The sequence below is a fragment of the Pseudomonas fluvialis genome, assembly GCF_002234375.1.
GTDB classification, from domain to species: Bacteria; Pseudomonadota; Gammaproteobacteria; order Pseudomonadales; family Pseudomonadaceae; genus Aquipseudomonas; species Aquipseudomonas fluvialis.
Genome location: NZ_NMQV01000003.1, coordinates 109,290 through 122,261, shown reverse-complemented (window position 1 = coordinate 122,261; position 12,972 = coordinate 109,290). Strand labels below are relative to the sequence as shown.

Annotated in this window: 13 protein-coding genes and 1 riboswitch; of the genes, 8 read left to right on the top strand and 5 right to left on the bottom strand. The window is 64.4% G+C overall.

Translation table 11 applies throughout. From position 1 onward, the window contains the following. Positions 1-22 precede the first annotated feature (22 nt). From metK to CFY91_RS02145, 3 genes are all read left to right on the top strand, one after another. Positions 23-1,213 carry a methionine adenosyltransferase gene (metK, locus tag CFY91_RS02155; RefSeq protein WP_093984696.1) on the top strand — a complete coding sequence of 397 codons (1,191 nt, stop codon included), beginning with the start codon at positions 23-25 and terminating at the stop codon, positions 1,211-1,213. Positions 1,214-1,284: 71 nt separating this feature from the next. Then, positions 1,285-2,094, top strand: a complete 810-nt coding sequence (locus CFY91_RS02150; protein ID WP_093984695.1) for a helix-turn-helix transcriptional regulator — start codon at positions 1,285-1,287, stop codon at positions 2,092-2,094. A 79-nt stretch (positions 2,095-2,173) separates the two neighbouring features. Continuing rightward, on the top strand, positions 2,174-2,746 hold the full coding sequence (locus CFY91_RS02145) for a YbhB/YbcL family Raf kinase inhibitor-like protein (RefSeq protein ID WP_188390280.1): 573 nt from the start codon (positions 2,174-2,176) through the stop codon (positions 2,744-2,746). A 298-nt stretch (positions 2,747-3,044) separates the two neighbouring features. On the opposite strand, the gene CFY91_RS02140 is transcribed toward CFY91_RS02145, so the two are convergent. From CFY91_RS02140 to CFY91_RS02130, 3 genes are all read right to left on the bottom strand, one after another. After that, positions 3,045-3,383 (bottom strand): hypothetical protein, encoded by a 339-nt coding sequence (locus CFY91_RS02140; protein WP_093984694.1) that lies wholly within the window; start codon positions 3,381-3,383, stop codon positions 3,045-3,047. Positions 3,384-3,503: 120 nt separating this feature from the next. Next, on the bottom strand, positions 3,504-3,950 hold the full coding sequence (locus CFY91_RS02135) for a c-type cytochrome (RefSeq protein ID WP_093984693.1): 447 nt from the start codon (positions 3,948-3,950) through the stop codon (positions 3,504-3,506). Positions 3,951-4,098: 148 nt separating this feature from the next. Next, complete coding sequence (locus CFY91_RS02130; RefSeq protein ID WP_093984692.1) at positions 4,099-4,485, bottom strand: MAPEG family protein; 387 nt, start codon at positions 4,483-4,485, stop codon at positions 4,099-4,101. A 186-nt stretch (positions 4,486-4,671) separates the two neighbouring features. Then, a riboswitch (S-adenosyl-L-homocysteine riboswitch) is annotated at positions 4,672-4,806 on the top strand. Between the two features lie 23 nt (positions 4,807-4,829). Between CFY91_RS02130 and ahcY the strand changes: the two genes are divergently transcribed. The 3 genes from ahcY (at position 4,830) to rhlE2 (ending at position 9,262) form a co-directional block, all read left to right on the top strand. Then, positions 4,830-6,236, top strand: a complete 1,407-nt coding sequence (ahcY, locus tag CFY91_RS02125) for an adenosylhomocysteinase (RefSeq protein WP_093984691.1) — start codon at positions 4,830-4,832, stop codon at positions 6,234-6,236. 142 nt (positions 6,237-6,378) lie between these two features. Then, positions 6,379-7,227, top strand: a complete 849-nt coding sequence (gene metF / locus CFY91_RS02120) for a methylenetetrahydrofolate reductase [NAD(P)H] (protein WP_093984690.1) — start codon at positions 6,379-6,381, stop codon at positions 7,225-7,227. 196 nt (positions 7,228-7,423) lie between these two features. Then, positions 7,424-9,262 (top strand): RNA helicase RhlE2, encoded by a 1,839-nt coding sequence (gene rhlE2, locus CFY91_RS02115; protein WP_093984689.1) that lies wholly within the window; start codon positions 7,424-7,426, stop codon positions 9,260-9,262. Positions 9,263-9,329: 67 nt separating this feature from the next. Here rhlE2 and CFY91_RS02110 read toward each other — a convergent pair whose 3' ends face one another. Both CFY91_RS02110 and CFY91_RS02105 read right to left on the bottom strand, forming a co-directional pair. Continuing rightward, positions 9,330-9,905 carry a YceI family protein gene (locus CFY91_RS02110; protein WP_093984688.1) on the bottom strand — a complete coding sequence of 192 codons (576 nt, stop codon included), beginning with the start codon at positions 9,903-9,905 and terminating at the stop codon, positions 9,330-9,332. A 65-nt stretch (positions 9,906-9,970) separates the two neighbouring features. Next, positions 9,971-10,525, bottom strand: a complete 555-nt coding sequence (locus CFY91_RS02105; protein WP_093984687.1) for a cytochrome b — start codon at positions 10,523-10,525, stop codon at positions 9,971-9,973. A 202-nt stretch (positions 10,526-10,727) separates the two neighbouring features. Here CFY91_RS02105 and CFY91_RS02100 point away from each other — a divergent pair, with 202 nt between their 5' ends. Next, positions 10,728-12,131, top strand: a complete 1,404-nt coding sequence (locus tag CFY91_RS02100; protein ID WP_093984686.1) for an adenosylmethionine--8-amino-7-oxononanoate transaminase — start codon at positions 10,728-10,730, stop codon at positions 12,129-12,131. Positions 12,132-12,233: 102 nt separating this feature from the next. Continuing rightward, entirely contained in the window at positions 12,234-12,953 is a 720-nt protein-coding gene (locus CFY91_RS02095) for a 16S rRNA (uracil(1498)-N(3))-methyltransferase (protein WP_093984685.1), read from the top strand. The last annotated feature ends 19 nt before the right edge of the window (positions 12,954-12,972 follow it).

Below are 12,972 nucleotides of genomic sequence, written 5' to 3'. Positions count from 1 at the left end.
GCAGGACAGATAGGACCAAGAAATGAGCGAATACTCCCTGTTTACCTCCGAATCCGTGTCCGAAGGCCATCCGGACAAGATCGCCGACCAGATCTCCGATGCCGTCCTCGACGCCATCATCGCCCAGGACAAGCACGCCCGCGTCGCGGTGGAAACCCTGGTCAAGACCGGCGTGGCCATCGTCGCCGGTGAAGTCACCACCAGTGCCTGGGTCGACCTCGAGCAGATCGTCCGCGGCGTGATTTGCGACATCGGCTACACCAACTCCGACGTCGGCTTCGACGGCGCCACCTGCGGCGTGCTGAACATCATCGGCAAGCAGTCCCCAGACATCAACCAAGGTGTCGACCGTGCCAAGCCGGAAGACCAGGGCGCCGGTGACCAGGGCCTGATGTTCGGCTACGCCAGCAACGAAACCGACGTACTGATGCCGGCGCCCATCGTGCTCTCGCACCGCCTGGTCGAGCGCCAGGCCGAGGCGCGCAAGTCCGGCCTGCTGCCGTGGCTGCGCCCGGACGCCAAATCCCAGGTCACCTGCCGCTACGAGAACGGCAAGGTGGTCGGCATCGACGCCGTGGTGCTGTCGACCCAGCACAACCCGGAGATCAGCCAGGCCGATCTCAAGGAAGCGGTGATGGAGCTGATCGTCAAGCACACCCTGCCGGCCGAACTGCTGCACAAGGACACCCAGTTCCACATCAACCCGACCGGCAACTTCGTGATCGGCGGCCCGGTGGGCGACTGCGGCCTGACCGGGCGCAAGATCATCGTCGACTCCTACGGCGGCATGGCCCGTCACGGCGGCGGCGCCTTCTCCGGCAAGGACCCGTCCAAGGTCGACCGCTCGGCGGCCTACGCCGGCCGCTACGTGGCCAAGAACATCGTTGCCGCCGGCCTGGCCGAGCGCTGCGAGATCCAGGTCTCCTACGCCATCGGCGTGGCTCAGCCGACCTCCATCTCGGTGAACACCTTCGGCACCCACAAGATTGCCGAAGAGCGGATCATCCAGCTGGTGCGCGAAGTCTTCGACCTGCGCCCCTACGCCATCACCCGCATGCTCGACCTGCTGCACCCGATGTACCAGGCCACTGCCGCCTACGGTCACTTCGGCCGCACTCCGCAACAGAAGACCGTCGGCAACGACAGCTTCACTACCTTTACCTGGGAACAGACCGACAAGGTCGAAGCCCTGCGCGCCGCAGCCGGCCTGTAAGCCCCCGCCCGTGCTATAAGAAAGCCCCGCTCCGGCGGGGCTTTCTGCTTCATGGCCCCAAGGGATTGTCCATGCCCAGCCTCCCCCTGCTGTCATTCCACTGCTTCCAGACCCAGCGCCTGCAGCGCACGCCGATTTTTGGTCCGTTACTGATCGCGGTGACCCATGGCGAGAAAACCCTGCGCATCGGCGAACGCCTGTGGCGTTGTCCGGCCGGCAGCTGGCTGGCCCTGCGCGGCCCGCAACGGGTAGAGCTGATCAACCAGCCGGATACCGCCAGCGGGACCTATCAGGCCTGGGCATTGGGCGAGCAGGACGGCTGGCTGCAACGCCTGCACGAGCTGTATGGCGCACAACTGGCCGGGCTCGGCAGCAGCGAGCCGGCTCAGCTTTTTGCGCCAAATGCCAGCGCCCTTCACGCCTTCGAACAGCTGCTCGGATTATTGCCCGAGGCCCAGGCCGGCAGCCTGCGGGGCGCCCGCGCCGAGCATGCCTGGCAGGGCTTGATGCTGGCGCTGGCCGAGGCCGGCCAGGCCGGGGTGCTGTTCAACCGCCGCCCCCTGCACTGGCACGAACGCGCGCTGCACCTGCTGCGCGGCGATCTGAGTCGCCACTGGCAAGCCGAAGAGCTGGCCACCCACCTGGCCATGAGCCCAGCCACATTGCGCCGCAAGCTGGCCAGCGAAGGCATCTCCTTTCGTCGCCTGCTGCAGGATGCCCGCATGGAGCAGGCCCTCGGCCTGGTCAGCGCCTCGTCCGAACCGCTCGGCGCGATCGCTGCGAGCTGCGGCTACCAGTCACCATCACGCTTCGCCGCGGCCTTCCAGCGCCACTACGGGATGAGCCCCAGCCAGCTGCGGCAAACGCGCGAAACGGGCTAACACTTGAGCGATTCGGGCGCGCCAGCATAACGCTGCGCCGGCAGACTACAGCTACCCCTAGCTGACAATGGAGTCGCCAATGAAACCCCTTGCATGCGCCCTGATCATGACCGGCCTGGGCATGGCCGGCCACACCCTGGCCTTCGAACTGAACAGCCCGCAACTGCAGGAGGGCCAGCCCCTGAGCAAGGCTCAGGAGTATCAAGGCTTCGGCTGTAGCGGAGACAACCGCGCGCCAGCCCTGAGCTGGCAGAACCCACCAGCCGGTACCCGCAGTTTTGCTGTCACGGTCTACGACCCGGATGCCCCGACCGGCTCTGGCTGGTGGCACTGGCTGGTCTTCAACCTGCCAGCTGACAGCCGCGGCCTGCCTGAAGGGAGCGGGCAGCCCGGCGGCGCGACCCTGCCGGCGGGCAGCGTGCAGAGCCTGACCGACTTCGGCCAGCCCGGCTTCGGTGGCGCCTGCCCACCTGCCGGCGACAAGGCCCACCGCTATGTGTTCACCGTGCACGCACTGAAGGTTCCGCGTCTGGAGCTGGACGAAAAAGCCATGCCGGCACTGGTCGGCTACATGCTCCACGCCAACAGCTTGGGCAGTGCCAGCCTGACCGCCAGCTACGCGCGCCCTGCCGAGATGCAGGCTCAACAATAACCTGCATCCCCGCGCGAGCATCCCTTGACCAGCGTGCTCTGACCCAGAACGGCCAATTCCAGCAACCTGAATGGCAGAGCAAAAACAACATCCTGCCAGCTGCAGTTAGTTGAATTGCCCAGGCCTTCATGCGCTCGTTCTTTACGCTACGGGGCCAAGGAAATTGTGGCACCTGAACAAGGCGCCCCAAGAAGAGCATCCCGCTGGCACGTCACACATTCGAGCCGATCTGAAAGGACTGTAGGCAGAAAAAACCTCGCCAGATCGCTCTGGCGAGGTTTTTGACGTTACGGCTGGCTTAGTTGCCGAATACCGAGCCGAGGCTTTTCAGGGCATCGCCAGCGGCATTGACCTTGTCCAGGGTGGCGTTGGCCTGACCGGCCTGTTGCGAACCGGCCGCCTGAGCGGCCAGCTGATCACAACCGCCTTCAGCCTGAGCCACCGCGCCGCTGAGTTTTTCATTGTTGAGCGCCTGACCCAACGCCTTGAGCTGCCCCAGGGTTTCCTGGTTGGCGGAAAGCTGCTCTTCGCACTTGGCCTTGGCCTGATCAAGACCAGCGGCTTCAATACCCGCCGCCTGGGCGTGGGCGCCCACCAGGCAGAAAGCAGCAATGCAGAACAGGGAAGAGAAACGCATGAGGTGACCTCGCAATCAATGAGGCCCGGCTTTCCATAGCCCCCCAGCCGGGCAAATCCATTTGCATGGGGGATAAGGCGCGGCACTCTAACAGCGCTGGCGGCGTTCGACAAACCCGGCTCAGTAGCGGCGGAACTCACTGTGACAGGCTTTGCAATCAGCCTCCACGCGGGCAACCAGAGGTGCCAGAGTCTTGGCCTGCAACGGTGGCCGCGCCGCAGCCTCGGCAAGCGCCCGGGTACTGGCCATCTGCGCATCGGCCAATTCCTGGAAGCGCGCCTGACGCTGCCAGACTTCGTCACGCGCGCGACTATCTCCCTCGTCACGCACCTGCGGGAAATGCTGCCAGGGCTGTGCCGTCAGCTCGTCCAGACGCACCGCACCGCTGGCGAACGCCTGCTCGTCGAAAGGCAGGCGGCCACGCAGCATGCCGCCAAGGTCTTCGCTGGTACGCAGCATCTCCTTGAACAGCGCCTGGCGCTTGCCCAACGGCGAATTCGGGTCCACCGAATCACAGCCCAGCAAACCTAGACCAGCCAGAACAAGCAACACCAGCGGATATTTCATGACACGACAACCTGTGGGCAGAAAACGCCCGCCAGTATCGCCACATCGGCCCGGCCGTCAACGCCCAGGGCGTTACCAGGGATGACCCGCCGCCAATCCGGCTAACGCCCTAATACCCTGGCAGGCGGCGCGCCCAGCCTCGCCAGGCTCAGGCCGACACCACGAACAACGCCACGATCATTGCCATGCCAAAGGCCCAGACCAGAGAGCGCAGCGGCCCCCAGTCGGCCAGGTAGCAAACGAAGTACAACAGCCGGCTGACCACAAAGGCCACGGCCAGCTGATCAAGCAGCAACTGTTCGGCAACGCCGACCTGATGGGCGATCAGTACGGCAGCGGCAAACGCCGGGGTCACCTCGAACGCATTCTGCTGGGCATTGTTAGCGCGCCGCCGCCAGCCCTGCAGGCCGGCCAGAAAGGCCCGCGGATCACTGTTGGCCTGCGGCCCGTAACCGGCACCAAAAAACTTCGCCGCCCCCGTGGCCAGGTAGGGCAGAAAAATGGCGATCAACACACACCAGTAAGCGGTCGTCATGCAGGGCTCCTTGACTCGGCAACAGGCGCCGACCCCTGCCGGCGCTTCCTGCACGGTAGGCCGGCAGGCGGTAAAACGCCACTAGCAGAGCCGACCGAAGGCACTAAAAAGCATGGGCTTGCCGCCTGCCGCTCGCTATACTGCATGGGCTTTGCGCGACGGGCTCAGCCCCGCCGCTCCCGCCACCTGTCCGAGGGGCGCTGCAGCAGACGCCAGAGCTGTTTCGAATCACCCGCCGCTCGGCAACAGATTCGCCTCAGCCTCACGTCTGTCAGGCTCGGTCAGGGCGTTACCCATACGCATCAACGGCGCCCATTCGCAGACAACGAATGGAGACTCATCCTATGAGCGCTGTACTGACGCCTGCCGGTTTTACCGACTTCAAGGTGGCCGACATTTCCCTGGCCGCCTGGGGTCGCAAGGAAATCATCATTGCCGAGTCCGAGATGCCTGCCCTGATGGGCCTGCGTCGCAAGTATGCGGCCAGCCAGCCGCTGGCCGGCGCGAAGATCATCGGCTGCATTCACATGACCATCCAGACCGCAGTGCTGATCGAAACGCTGATCGCCCTCGGTGCCGAAGTGCGCTGGTCGTCCTGCAACATCTTCTCCACCCAGGACCAGGCCGCTGCCGCCATCGCCGCCGCCGGCATCCCGGTATTCGCCTGGAAGGGCGAGACCGAGGAGGAGTACGAGTGGTGCATCGAGCAGACCATCCTCAAGGACGGTCAGCCGTGGGATGCCAACATGATCCTCGACGACGGCGGTGATCTGACCCAGATCATCCACGAGCGTTACCCGGCCATGCTGGAGAAGATCCACGGCATCACCGAGGAAACCACCACCGGCGTGCACCGCCTGCTCGACATGCTCAAGGCCGGCACCCTGAAAGTCCCGGCGATCAACGTCAACGACTCGGTGACCAAGAGCAAGAACGACAACAAGTACGGCTGCCGTCACAGCCTCAACGACGCCATCAAGCGCGGCACCGACCACCTGCTGTCCGGCAAGCAGGCGCTGGTGATCGGTTACGGCGACGTGGGCAAGGGCTCGGCCCAGTCGCTGCGCCAGGAAGGCATGATCGTCAAGGTCAGCGAGATCGACCCGATCTGCGCCATGCAGGCCTGCATGGACGGTTTCGAAGTGGTATCGCCCTACCTGAACGGCCTTAACGACGGCAGCGAGGCGAGCATCGACAAGGCCCTGCTGGGCAAGATCGACCTGATCGTCACCACCACCGGCAACGTCAACGTGTGCGACGCCAACATGCTCAAGGCGCTGAAGAAGCGCGCCGTGGTGTGCAACATCGGCCACTTCGACAACGAGATCGACACCGCCTTCATGCGCGCCAACTGGGGCTGGGAAGAGGTCAAGCCGCAGGTGCACAAGATCCACCGCACCGGCAAGAGCGTCGACCCGAGCAACGATGACTACCTGATCCTGCTCGCCGAAGGCCGCCTGGTGAACCTGGGCAACGCCACCGGCCACCCGAGCCGCATCATGGACGGCTCGTTCGCCAACCAGGTACTGGCGCAGATTTTCCTCTATGAGCAGAAGTTCGCCGAACTCTCCGCCGAGAAGAAAGCCGAGCGCCTGACCGTGGAAGTGCTGCCGAAGAAACTGGACGAAGAAGTGGCCCTGGAAATGGTCAAGGGCTTCGGTGGGGTTGTCACCCAACTGACCACCAAGCAGGCCGAATACATCGGCGTAACCGTCGAAGGCCCGTTCAAGCCGGACGCCTATCGCTACTAAGAAGGCCGCTGGAGGCTGGAGGCTGGAGGCTGAACGGAAGAGCACCGCCGAGTTGCTTTTACGTCCAGCCTCCAGCCTCCAGCCTTCAGCGATCAAAGGACTCCCAGACCATCACTGGCCTGCAAGCCTCCAGGATTCGCTTATGAGTACCTCCGATCGACGCTATAGCTTCGAGTTCTTCCCCACCAAGACCGATGCGGGCCATGAAAAGCTGCTCACCGTAGCCCGCCAACTGGCCAGCTACCAACCCGACTTTTTCTCCTGCACCTACGGTGCCGGGGGCTCTACCCGCGACCGTACACTGAACACCGTGCTGCAACTCGACGGCGAAGTGAAGGTGCCCACCGCGCCGCACCTGTCCTGCGTTGGTGACAGCAAGGCCGAACTGCGCGAACTGCTCAATACCTACCAGGCGAATGGCATTCAGCGCATCGTTGCCCTGCGTGGCGACCTGCCCTCGGGCATGGGCATGGCTTCAGGCGAGTTGCGCTACGCCAACGAACTGGTCGAGTTCATCCGCGCCGAGACCGGTGATCACTTCCACATTGAAGTGGCCGCCTACCCGGAAGTGCATCCGCAGGCACGTAGCTTCGAAGACGATTTGCACAACTTCGTGCGCAAGTGCCAGGCCGGTGCCGACAGCGCGATCACCCAGTATTTCTTCAGCGCCGACTGCTACTTCTACTTCGTCGAGCGTGTGCGCAAGCTGGGCGTGGAACTGCCGATCACCCCCGGCATCATGCCGATCACCAACTACAGCAAGCTGGCGCGCTTCTCCGACGCCTGCGGCGCGGAGATCCCGCGCTGGATCCGCAAGCAGCTGGAAGCCTATGGCGACGACCTGCAAAGCATCCAGGCGTTCGGCGAGCAGGTGGTCAGCGAAATGTGCGAACGCCTGCTGGCCGGTGGCGCACCGGGCCTGCACTTCTATACGCTGAACCAGGCCGAACCCAGCCTGGCGATCTGGAACAACCTTGGCCTGCCGCGCTGACCACCCGACAGCCAGACGACAAGCAGGGCTGCACAAGCGTGCAGCTCTGTTATACTCCGCCAGCCTTTTCCGCCCACGCCCGGATGTTCGCCTGCTTCGCAGGCCAGCAGGACCGGTCGGGATCGCTCACCCAGACGCGATTCAGGCGAGGTACCCAGACCCATCGGGCTACGCCCTAACCTACACAGGATGACTCATGTCCTTTGCCTCCCTCGGCCTTTCCGAGGCCTTGGTCCGCGCCGTCGAGGCCGCAGGCTATAGCCAACCCACGCCCGTCCAGCAGCGTGCCATTCCGGCGGTCCTGCAGGGCCGTGACCTGATGGTGGCGGCACAGACCGGCACCGGCAAAACCGGCGGCTTCGCCCTGCCCGTGCTTGAGCTGCTGTTCCCCGGCGGCCATCCCGACCGCGAACAGCGCCATGGTCCGAAGCAGGCCCGCGTGCTGGTACTGACTCCGACCCGCGAACTGGCGGCACAGGTACATGACAGCTTCAAGCTGTACGCCCGCGACCTCAAGCTGGTCAGCACGTGCATCTTCGGTGGCGTCGGCATGAACCCGCAGATCCAGGCCGTGGCCAAGGGCCTGGATGTGCTGGTGGCCTGCCCCGGCCGGCTGCTCGACCTGGTTGGGCAGAAAGCCGTCGACCTGTCCCATGTGGAAATCCTCGTGCTTGATGAAGCCGACCGCATGCTCGACATGGGCTTCATCCACGATGTGAAGAAGGTCCTCGCCAAGTTACCGGCCAAGCGGCAGAACCTGCTGTTCTCCGCGACCTTCAGCAAAGACATCACCGATCTGGCCAACAAGCTGCTGCATGACCCCGAGCGCATCGAGGTCACCCCGCCGAACACCACGGTGGAGCGCATCGAACAGCGCGTATTCCGCCTGCCGGCCAGCCACAAGCGCGCCCTGCTCGCCCATCTGGTCACCCAGGGCGCCTGGGAACAGGTGCTGGTATTCACCCGTACCAAGCACGGCGCCAACCGCCTGGCCGAGTACCTCGACAAGCATGGCCTGAGTGCGGCCGCCATCCACGGCAACAAGAGCCAGAATGCCCGCACCAAGGCCCTGGCCGACTTCAAGGCCAACCAGATTCGTATCCTGGTGGCGACCGACATCGCCGCCCGCGGCCTGGATATCGACCAGCTGCCGCATGTCGTCAACTTCGAGCTGCCCAATGTCGAAGAAGACTACGTACACCGCATCGGCCGCACCGGCCGGGCCGGACGCAGTGGTGAAGCCATTTCCCTGGTGGCCCCGGACGAGGAAAAGCTGCTCAAGGCCATCGAACGCCTGACCAAGCAGCGCATTGCCGACGGCGATACCCTGGGCTTCGACCCGGACAGTATCGAGGTGGAAAAACCAGAAGTCCGCCCACCCCGCCCGGAGCGCCAGCCACGCGCCAACAAGCCACGTCACGAGCCGGCCAAACCTGCCAAACCGGCCGGCGAGGACAGGAAAGCCGAAGAGAAGGGCGAAGGCGAAGGCAAAGCCAAGCGCAACCGCAAGCGCCGCGGTGGCAAGGGCAAGGACGGCGCCACGGCAAGTCCGCTAAGCCCTGCGGGCAAGGCCGCGTTGCCGGTCATGCCGCCGCCGGATCGTGATCCGGAGGAGTTCCTCGATGACGAATACGACAACTTTGGCAATCGTGCCGACTACGTGCCCACGCCGAGCAAGGCGCCGGCACGCCCCGGACGGCGTAGCAACGCCCAGGGCGGTCAGCCACGCCAGGGGCAAGGCCAGTCAGCCGGCAAGCGCAGCGGCGGACAGCCGGGCGGCCAGGGCAAGCCACGCAACGGCAAGCCGGCCGGCCGGCCTAACGGTCAGCCGCGTCACAACAACGGCCCGCGTCGCGAAGAAACTCGCCCGCTGCGTGAACCAGCCGTTGCCGATCCGCGCAACAGCAAGCAACCGCTGATCATCCGCAAGGGTGAGCGCCTGCCCAGCCTGGAGCAGTTGGAAAGCCTGGAGAACAAGCGCCCGCGTGGCGAGCGTCCCGCCCTGCTGACCCGCAAGAACAGCAGCGACGAGTAAGCAAGACACGCCATAAAAAACGCCGGCAATGCCGGCGTTTTTTATGGGCGCTAAGCTATTGCGCGGCTTACTGGCGGATGCCTTCCACCGAGAGAATCAGCTCGACTTCCTGAGAGGCCGGGCCAAGATCCTTGGTGATACCGAAATCCTTCAGGGCAATACGTGTCGAACCCTCGAAGCCGGCACGATAGCCGCCCCAGGGGTCCTGCCCCTCACCCAGCAGGCGAGCCTGGATCACCACCGGCTTGGTCACGCCATTCAACGTCAGGTCGCCGGTGATATCCGCCGTACCCTCGCCCGTGGACTTGACGGCGGTGGACACGAAGCTGGCCTGCGGATGCTTGTCGACGTTGAGGAAATCCGCACTACGCAAATGCTTGTCGCGCTCGGCATGGTTGGAGTCCAGGCTGGCGGTATTGATGGTCACGTTGACTTTGCTGGCCTCGGGGTTGGCCGCATCGAAGCTGAAGCTGCCGTCAAAGTCCTTGAAGGTGCCGTACAGCCAGCTATAGCCCAGGTGGCTGATCTTGAAGTTGATGAAGGCATGCTGGCCGGGCTTGTCGATCGCATAGTCGGCCGCCAGTGCCTGGCCGGCGAACAGCGCAGCGCCCAGGGTCAGTGCAGCAAGGGATTTCTTCAGCATGGTGAGTCTCCTGTTGTAGTAGGGGATGGTCGCCCTGCGGCGACCGGGTACTGCCAAAACACGTGTCAACGCGAACCACGTCCTAGCATGCGCAGCAGGGTGGCATCGCGATCCAGCCAGTGGTGCTTGAGTGCCGCCAGGGCATGCACCGCCACCAGCGCCATCAGCCCCCAGGCCAGGTATTCATGGACCTGTCCGGCCAGGTCTTCCTGGCGCGGCAGGCCAGTCAGGGTCGCCGGCACACTGAACAGGCCAAACACCTCGATGGGCCGGCCATCGGCGGTGGAAATCAGGTAGCCCGAGCCCATCAGGGCAAACAGCAGCAGGTACAGCAGGGCATGCCCGGCCTTGGCGGCCAGCCGGGTCAGCCGATCATGACTGGCCAGCGCAGCGGGCTGCGCGGCAACCAGGCGCCAGCCCAGGCGCAACAGCATGACGGCGAACAGCAGGATGCCCACACTCTTGTGCAGATCCGGCGCAGTGCGATACCAGCTGCTGTAGTAGTCCAGGCCGACCATCCACAAACCCAAGCCGAACAGGCCGAATACCGCCAGAGCCACCAGCCAGTGCAACAACACACTGACCAGCCCGTAACGGGATGCCGAATTAGCCCATTGCATGGTTGTTTCTCCACAATTGCCGAGTTGTGCGCCGCACCTGGCAAGACCGGGCCGCGCTGTCGATGGATGTCTAGCCTAGCGGTTAAACCATCGAATAAAAGGGGAAAAATTAACTGAAACATATCTATCAGGCTGATCAGTCCAGCCTTGCATCCACAGGCATGCAGCCCCTAGGCTCTCTATCCCTGCCAAGGAGAAGCCCATGAACGCAAATACACCGTGGATGCAGCGCGACCTGGCCGTGCTCTGGCACCCCTGCACGCAGATGAAAGACCACGAGCGCCTGCCGCTGGTTCCGATCCGCCGTGGCGAGGGGGTCTGGCTGGAAGATTTCGACGGCAAGCGCTACCTGGATGCGGTCAGCTCCTGGTGGGTCAATGTGTTCGGCCATGCCAACCCGCGCATCAACGCACGCATCCGCGAGCAGCTGGACAGCCTGGAGCATGTGATGCTGGCCGGCTTCACCCATCAGCCGGTGATCGAACTGTCCGAGCGCCTGGTGCAGATCACCCCGCCCGGGCTGGCCAAGGTGTTTTACGCCGACAACGGCTCGTCGGGCATCGAGGTGGCGCTGAAGATGAGCCACCACTACTGGCTGAATAGCGGCCAGCCGCAGAAGAAACGCTTCGTCACCCTCACCAACAGCTACCACGGTGAAACCGTGGCGGCGATGTCGGTGGGCGACGTGGCGCTGTTCACCGACACTTACAAGGCGCTGCTGCTCGACACCCTCAAGGTAGCCAGCCCGGATTGCTACCTGCGCCCCGAGGGCATGGGCTGGGAAGAGCACTCGCGGAATATGTTCGCCGCCATGGAACAGACCCTGGCCGAGCACAACCATGAAGTCGCCGCCGTCATCGTCGAGCCGCTGATCCAGGGTGCCGGCGGCATGCGCATGTACCACCCGATCTACCTCAAGCTGCTTCGCGAGGCCTGCGACCGCTACGGCGTGCACCTGATCCACGACGAGATCGCCGTCGGCTTCGGCCGCACCGGGACGATGTTCGCCTGCGAGCAGGCCGGCATCACCCCGGACTTCCTGGTGCTGTCCAAGGCGCTGACCGGCGGTTACCTGCCGATGGCCGCGGTGCTCACCACCGACCAGGTGTACGGCGCCTTCTACGACGACTACGCGACCCTGCGCGCCTTCCTGCACTCGCATACCTACACCGGCAACCCGCTGGCCTGTGCCGCCGCCCTGGCGACCCTGGACATCTTCCGCGACGACCAGGTGATTCAGCGCAACCAGGCACTCGCTGCGCATATGGCCAGCGCCACCGCACACCTCAAGGACCACCCGCATGTCGCCGAAGTGCGCCAGACCGGCATGGCCCTAGCCATCGAGATGGTCCAGGACAAGCCGAGCAAGACCGCCTACCCCTGGCAGCAACGCCGTGGCCTGGCGGTATACCAGCACGCCCTGCAGCGCGGCGCCCTGCTGCGCCCGCTGGGCAGCGTGGTGTACTTCCTGCCGCCGTACGTGATCACCCCCGAGCAGATCGATTTCCTCGCCGAGGTAGCCAGCGAGGGCATCGATATCGCCACGCGCGCGTCGTTCAGCGTCGCGGTAGACAATCGTTATCCCGATCATCGCGATCCGGGCTAGTTTTCAACGGCCGAGAAAAGCACTGGAGGCTGGACGAAAAGCACGGCGAACTGCACCATGCCCCACTTTCGTTCAGCCTCCCGCCTTCAGCAGCTTTTTCCCATGCGCCTATCCCGTTTCTTCATCGATGCCCGACTGTCCCTGGGCCAACACACGCTACCCGAGGCCCAGGCCCACTACATCGGCCGCGTACTGCGGCATGCCGTGGGCGATGCCCTGCAGCTGTTCGATGGCAGCGGCCAGGAATATCGCGGAGCATTGATCGAAGTGAGCAAGAAGGCTGTGCGGGTTGAACTCAGCGAACAGCTGGCCGGCCTGCCCGAATCGCCTCTGCACATTCACCTGGGCCAGGGCCTGTCGCGCGGCGAACGCATGGACTGGGCGATCCAGAAAGCCACTGAGCTGGGCGTCGCGGCGATCACGCCGATCGTCAGCGAACGCTGCGAAGTGCGCCTGAAGGATGAACGCGCCGACAAGCGCCTGGCGCACTGGCGCCAGGTAGCGATCAGCGCCTGCGAGCAGTGTGGCCGCTCAGTCGTCCCGCAGATCCACGCCCCGCAACTGCTGGCTGACTGGCTGGCCCAGCAAAACGCCGACCTCAGGCTGGTCCTGCATCCACAGGCCGAGGCGCTGACCAGCCACCCGAGCCCGGGCAGCCTGGCCTTTTTGATCGGCCCGGAAGGCGGGCTGACAGACAGCGAGGTCAGCCAGGCGCAGGCGGCCGGTTTTCTCGGCGCACGCCTCGGCCCACGGGTACTGCGCACGGAAACCGCGCCGGTGGTCGCACTCAGCGTGGCGCAGCAGCTGTGGGGGGATTTCTGAGCGCTATCGCCTGCGCAAC

Coding starts and splice junctions, on each gene's coding strand:
- CFY91_RS02095 (WP_093984685.1), top strand. CDS start 12,234: ATGCGCCTATCCCGTTTCTTCATCGATGCCCGACTGTCCCTGGGCCAA.
- CFY91_RS02110 (WP_093984688.1), bottom strand. CDS start 9,905: ATGCTGAAGAAATCCCTTGCTGCACTGACCCTGGGCGCTGCGCTGTTC.
- CFY91_RS02105 (WP_093984687.1), bottom strand. CDS start 10,525: ATGCAATGGGCTAATTCGGCATCCCGTTACGGGCTGGTCAGTGTGTTG.
- CFY91_RS02150 (WP_093984695.1), top strand. CDS start 1,285: ATGCCCAGCCTCCCCCTGCTGTCATTCCACTGCTTCCAGACCCAGCGC.
- CFY91_RS02135 (WP_093984693.1), bottom strand. CDS start 3,950: ATGAAATATCCGCTGGTGTTGCTTGTTCTGGCTGGTCTAGGTTTGCTG.
- CFY91_RS02140 (WP_093984694.1), bottom strand. CDS start 3,383: ATGCGTTTCTCTTCCCTGTTCTGCATTGCTGCTTTCTGCCTGGTGGGC.
- metF (WP_093984690.1), top strand. CDS start 6,379: ATGAGTACCTCCGATCGACGCTATAGCTTCGAGTTCTTCCCCACCAAG.
- CFY91_RS02145 (WP_188390280.1), top strand. CDS start 2,174: ATGAAACCCCTTGCATGCGCCCTGATCATGACCGGCCTGGGCATGGCC.
- rhlE2 (WP_093984689.1), top strand. CDS start 7,424: ATGTCCTTTGCCTCCCTCGGCCTTTCCGAGGCCTTGGTCCGCGCCGTC.
- ahcY (WP_093984691.1), top strand. CDS start 4,830: ATGAGCGCTGTACTGACGCCTGCCGGTTTTACCGACTTCAAGGTGGCC.
- CFY91_RS02100 (WP_093984686.1), top strand. CDS start 10,728: ATGAACGCAAATACACCGTGGATGCAGCGCGACCTGGCCGTGCTCTGG.
- metK (WP_093984696.1), top strand. CDS start 23: ATGAGCGAATACTCCCTGTTTACCTCCGAATCCGTGTCCGAAGGCCAT.
- CFY91_RS02130 (WP_093984692.1), bottom strand. CDS start 4,485: ATGACGACCGCTTACTGGTGTGTGTTGATCGCCATTTTTCTGCCCTAC.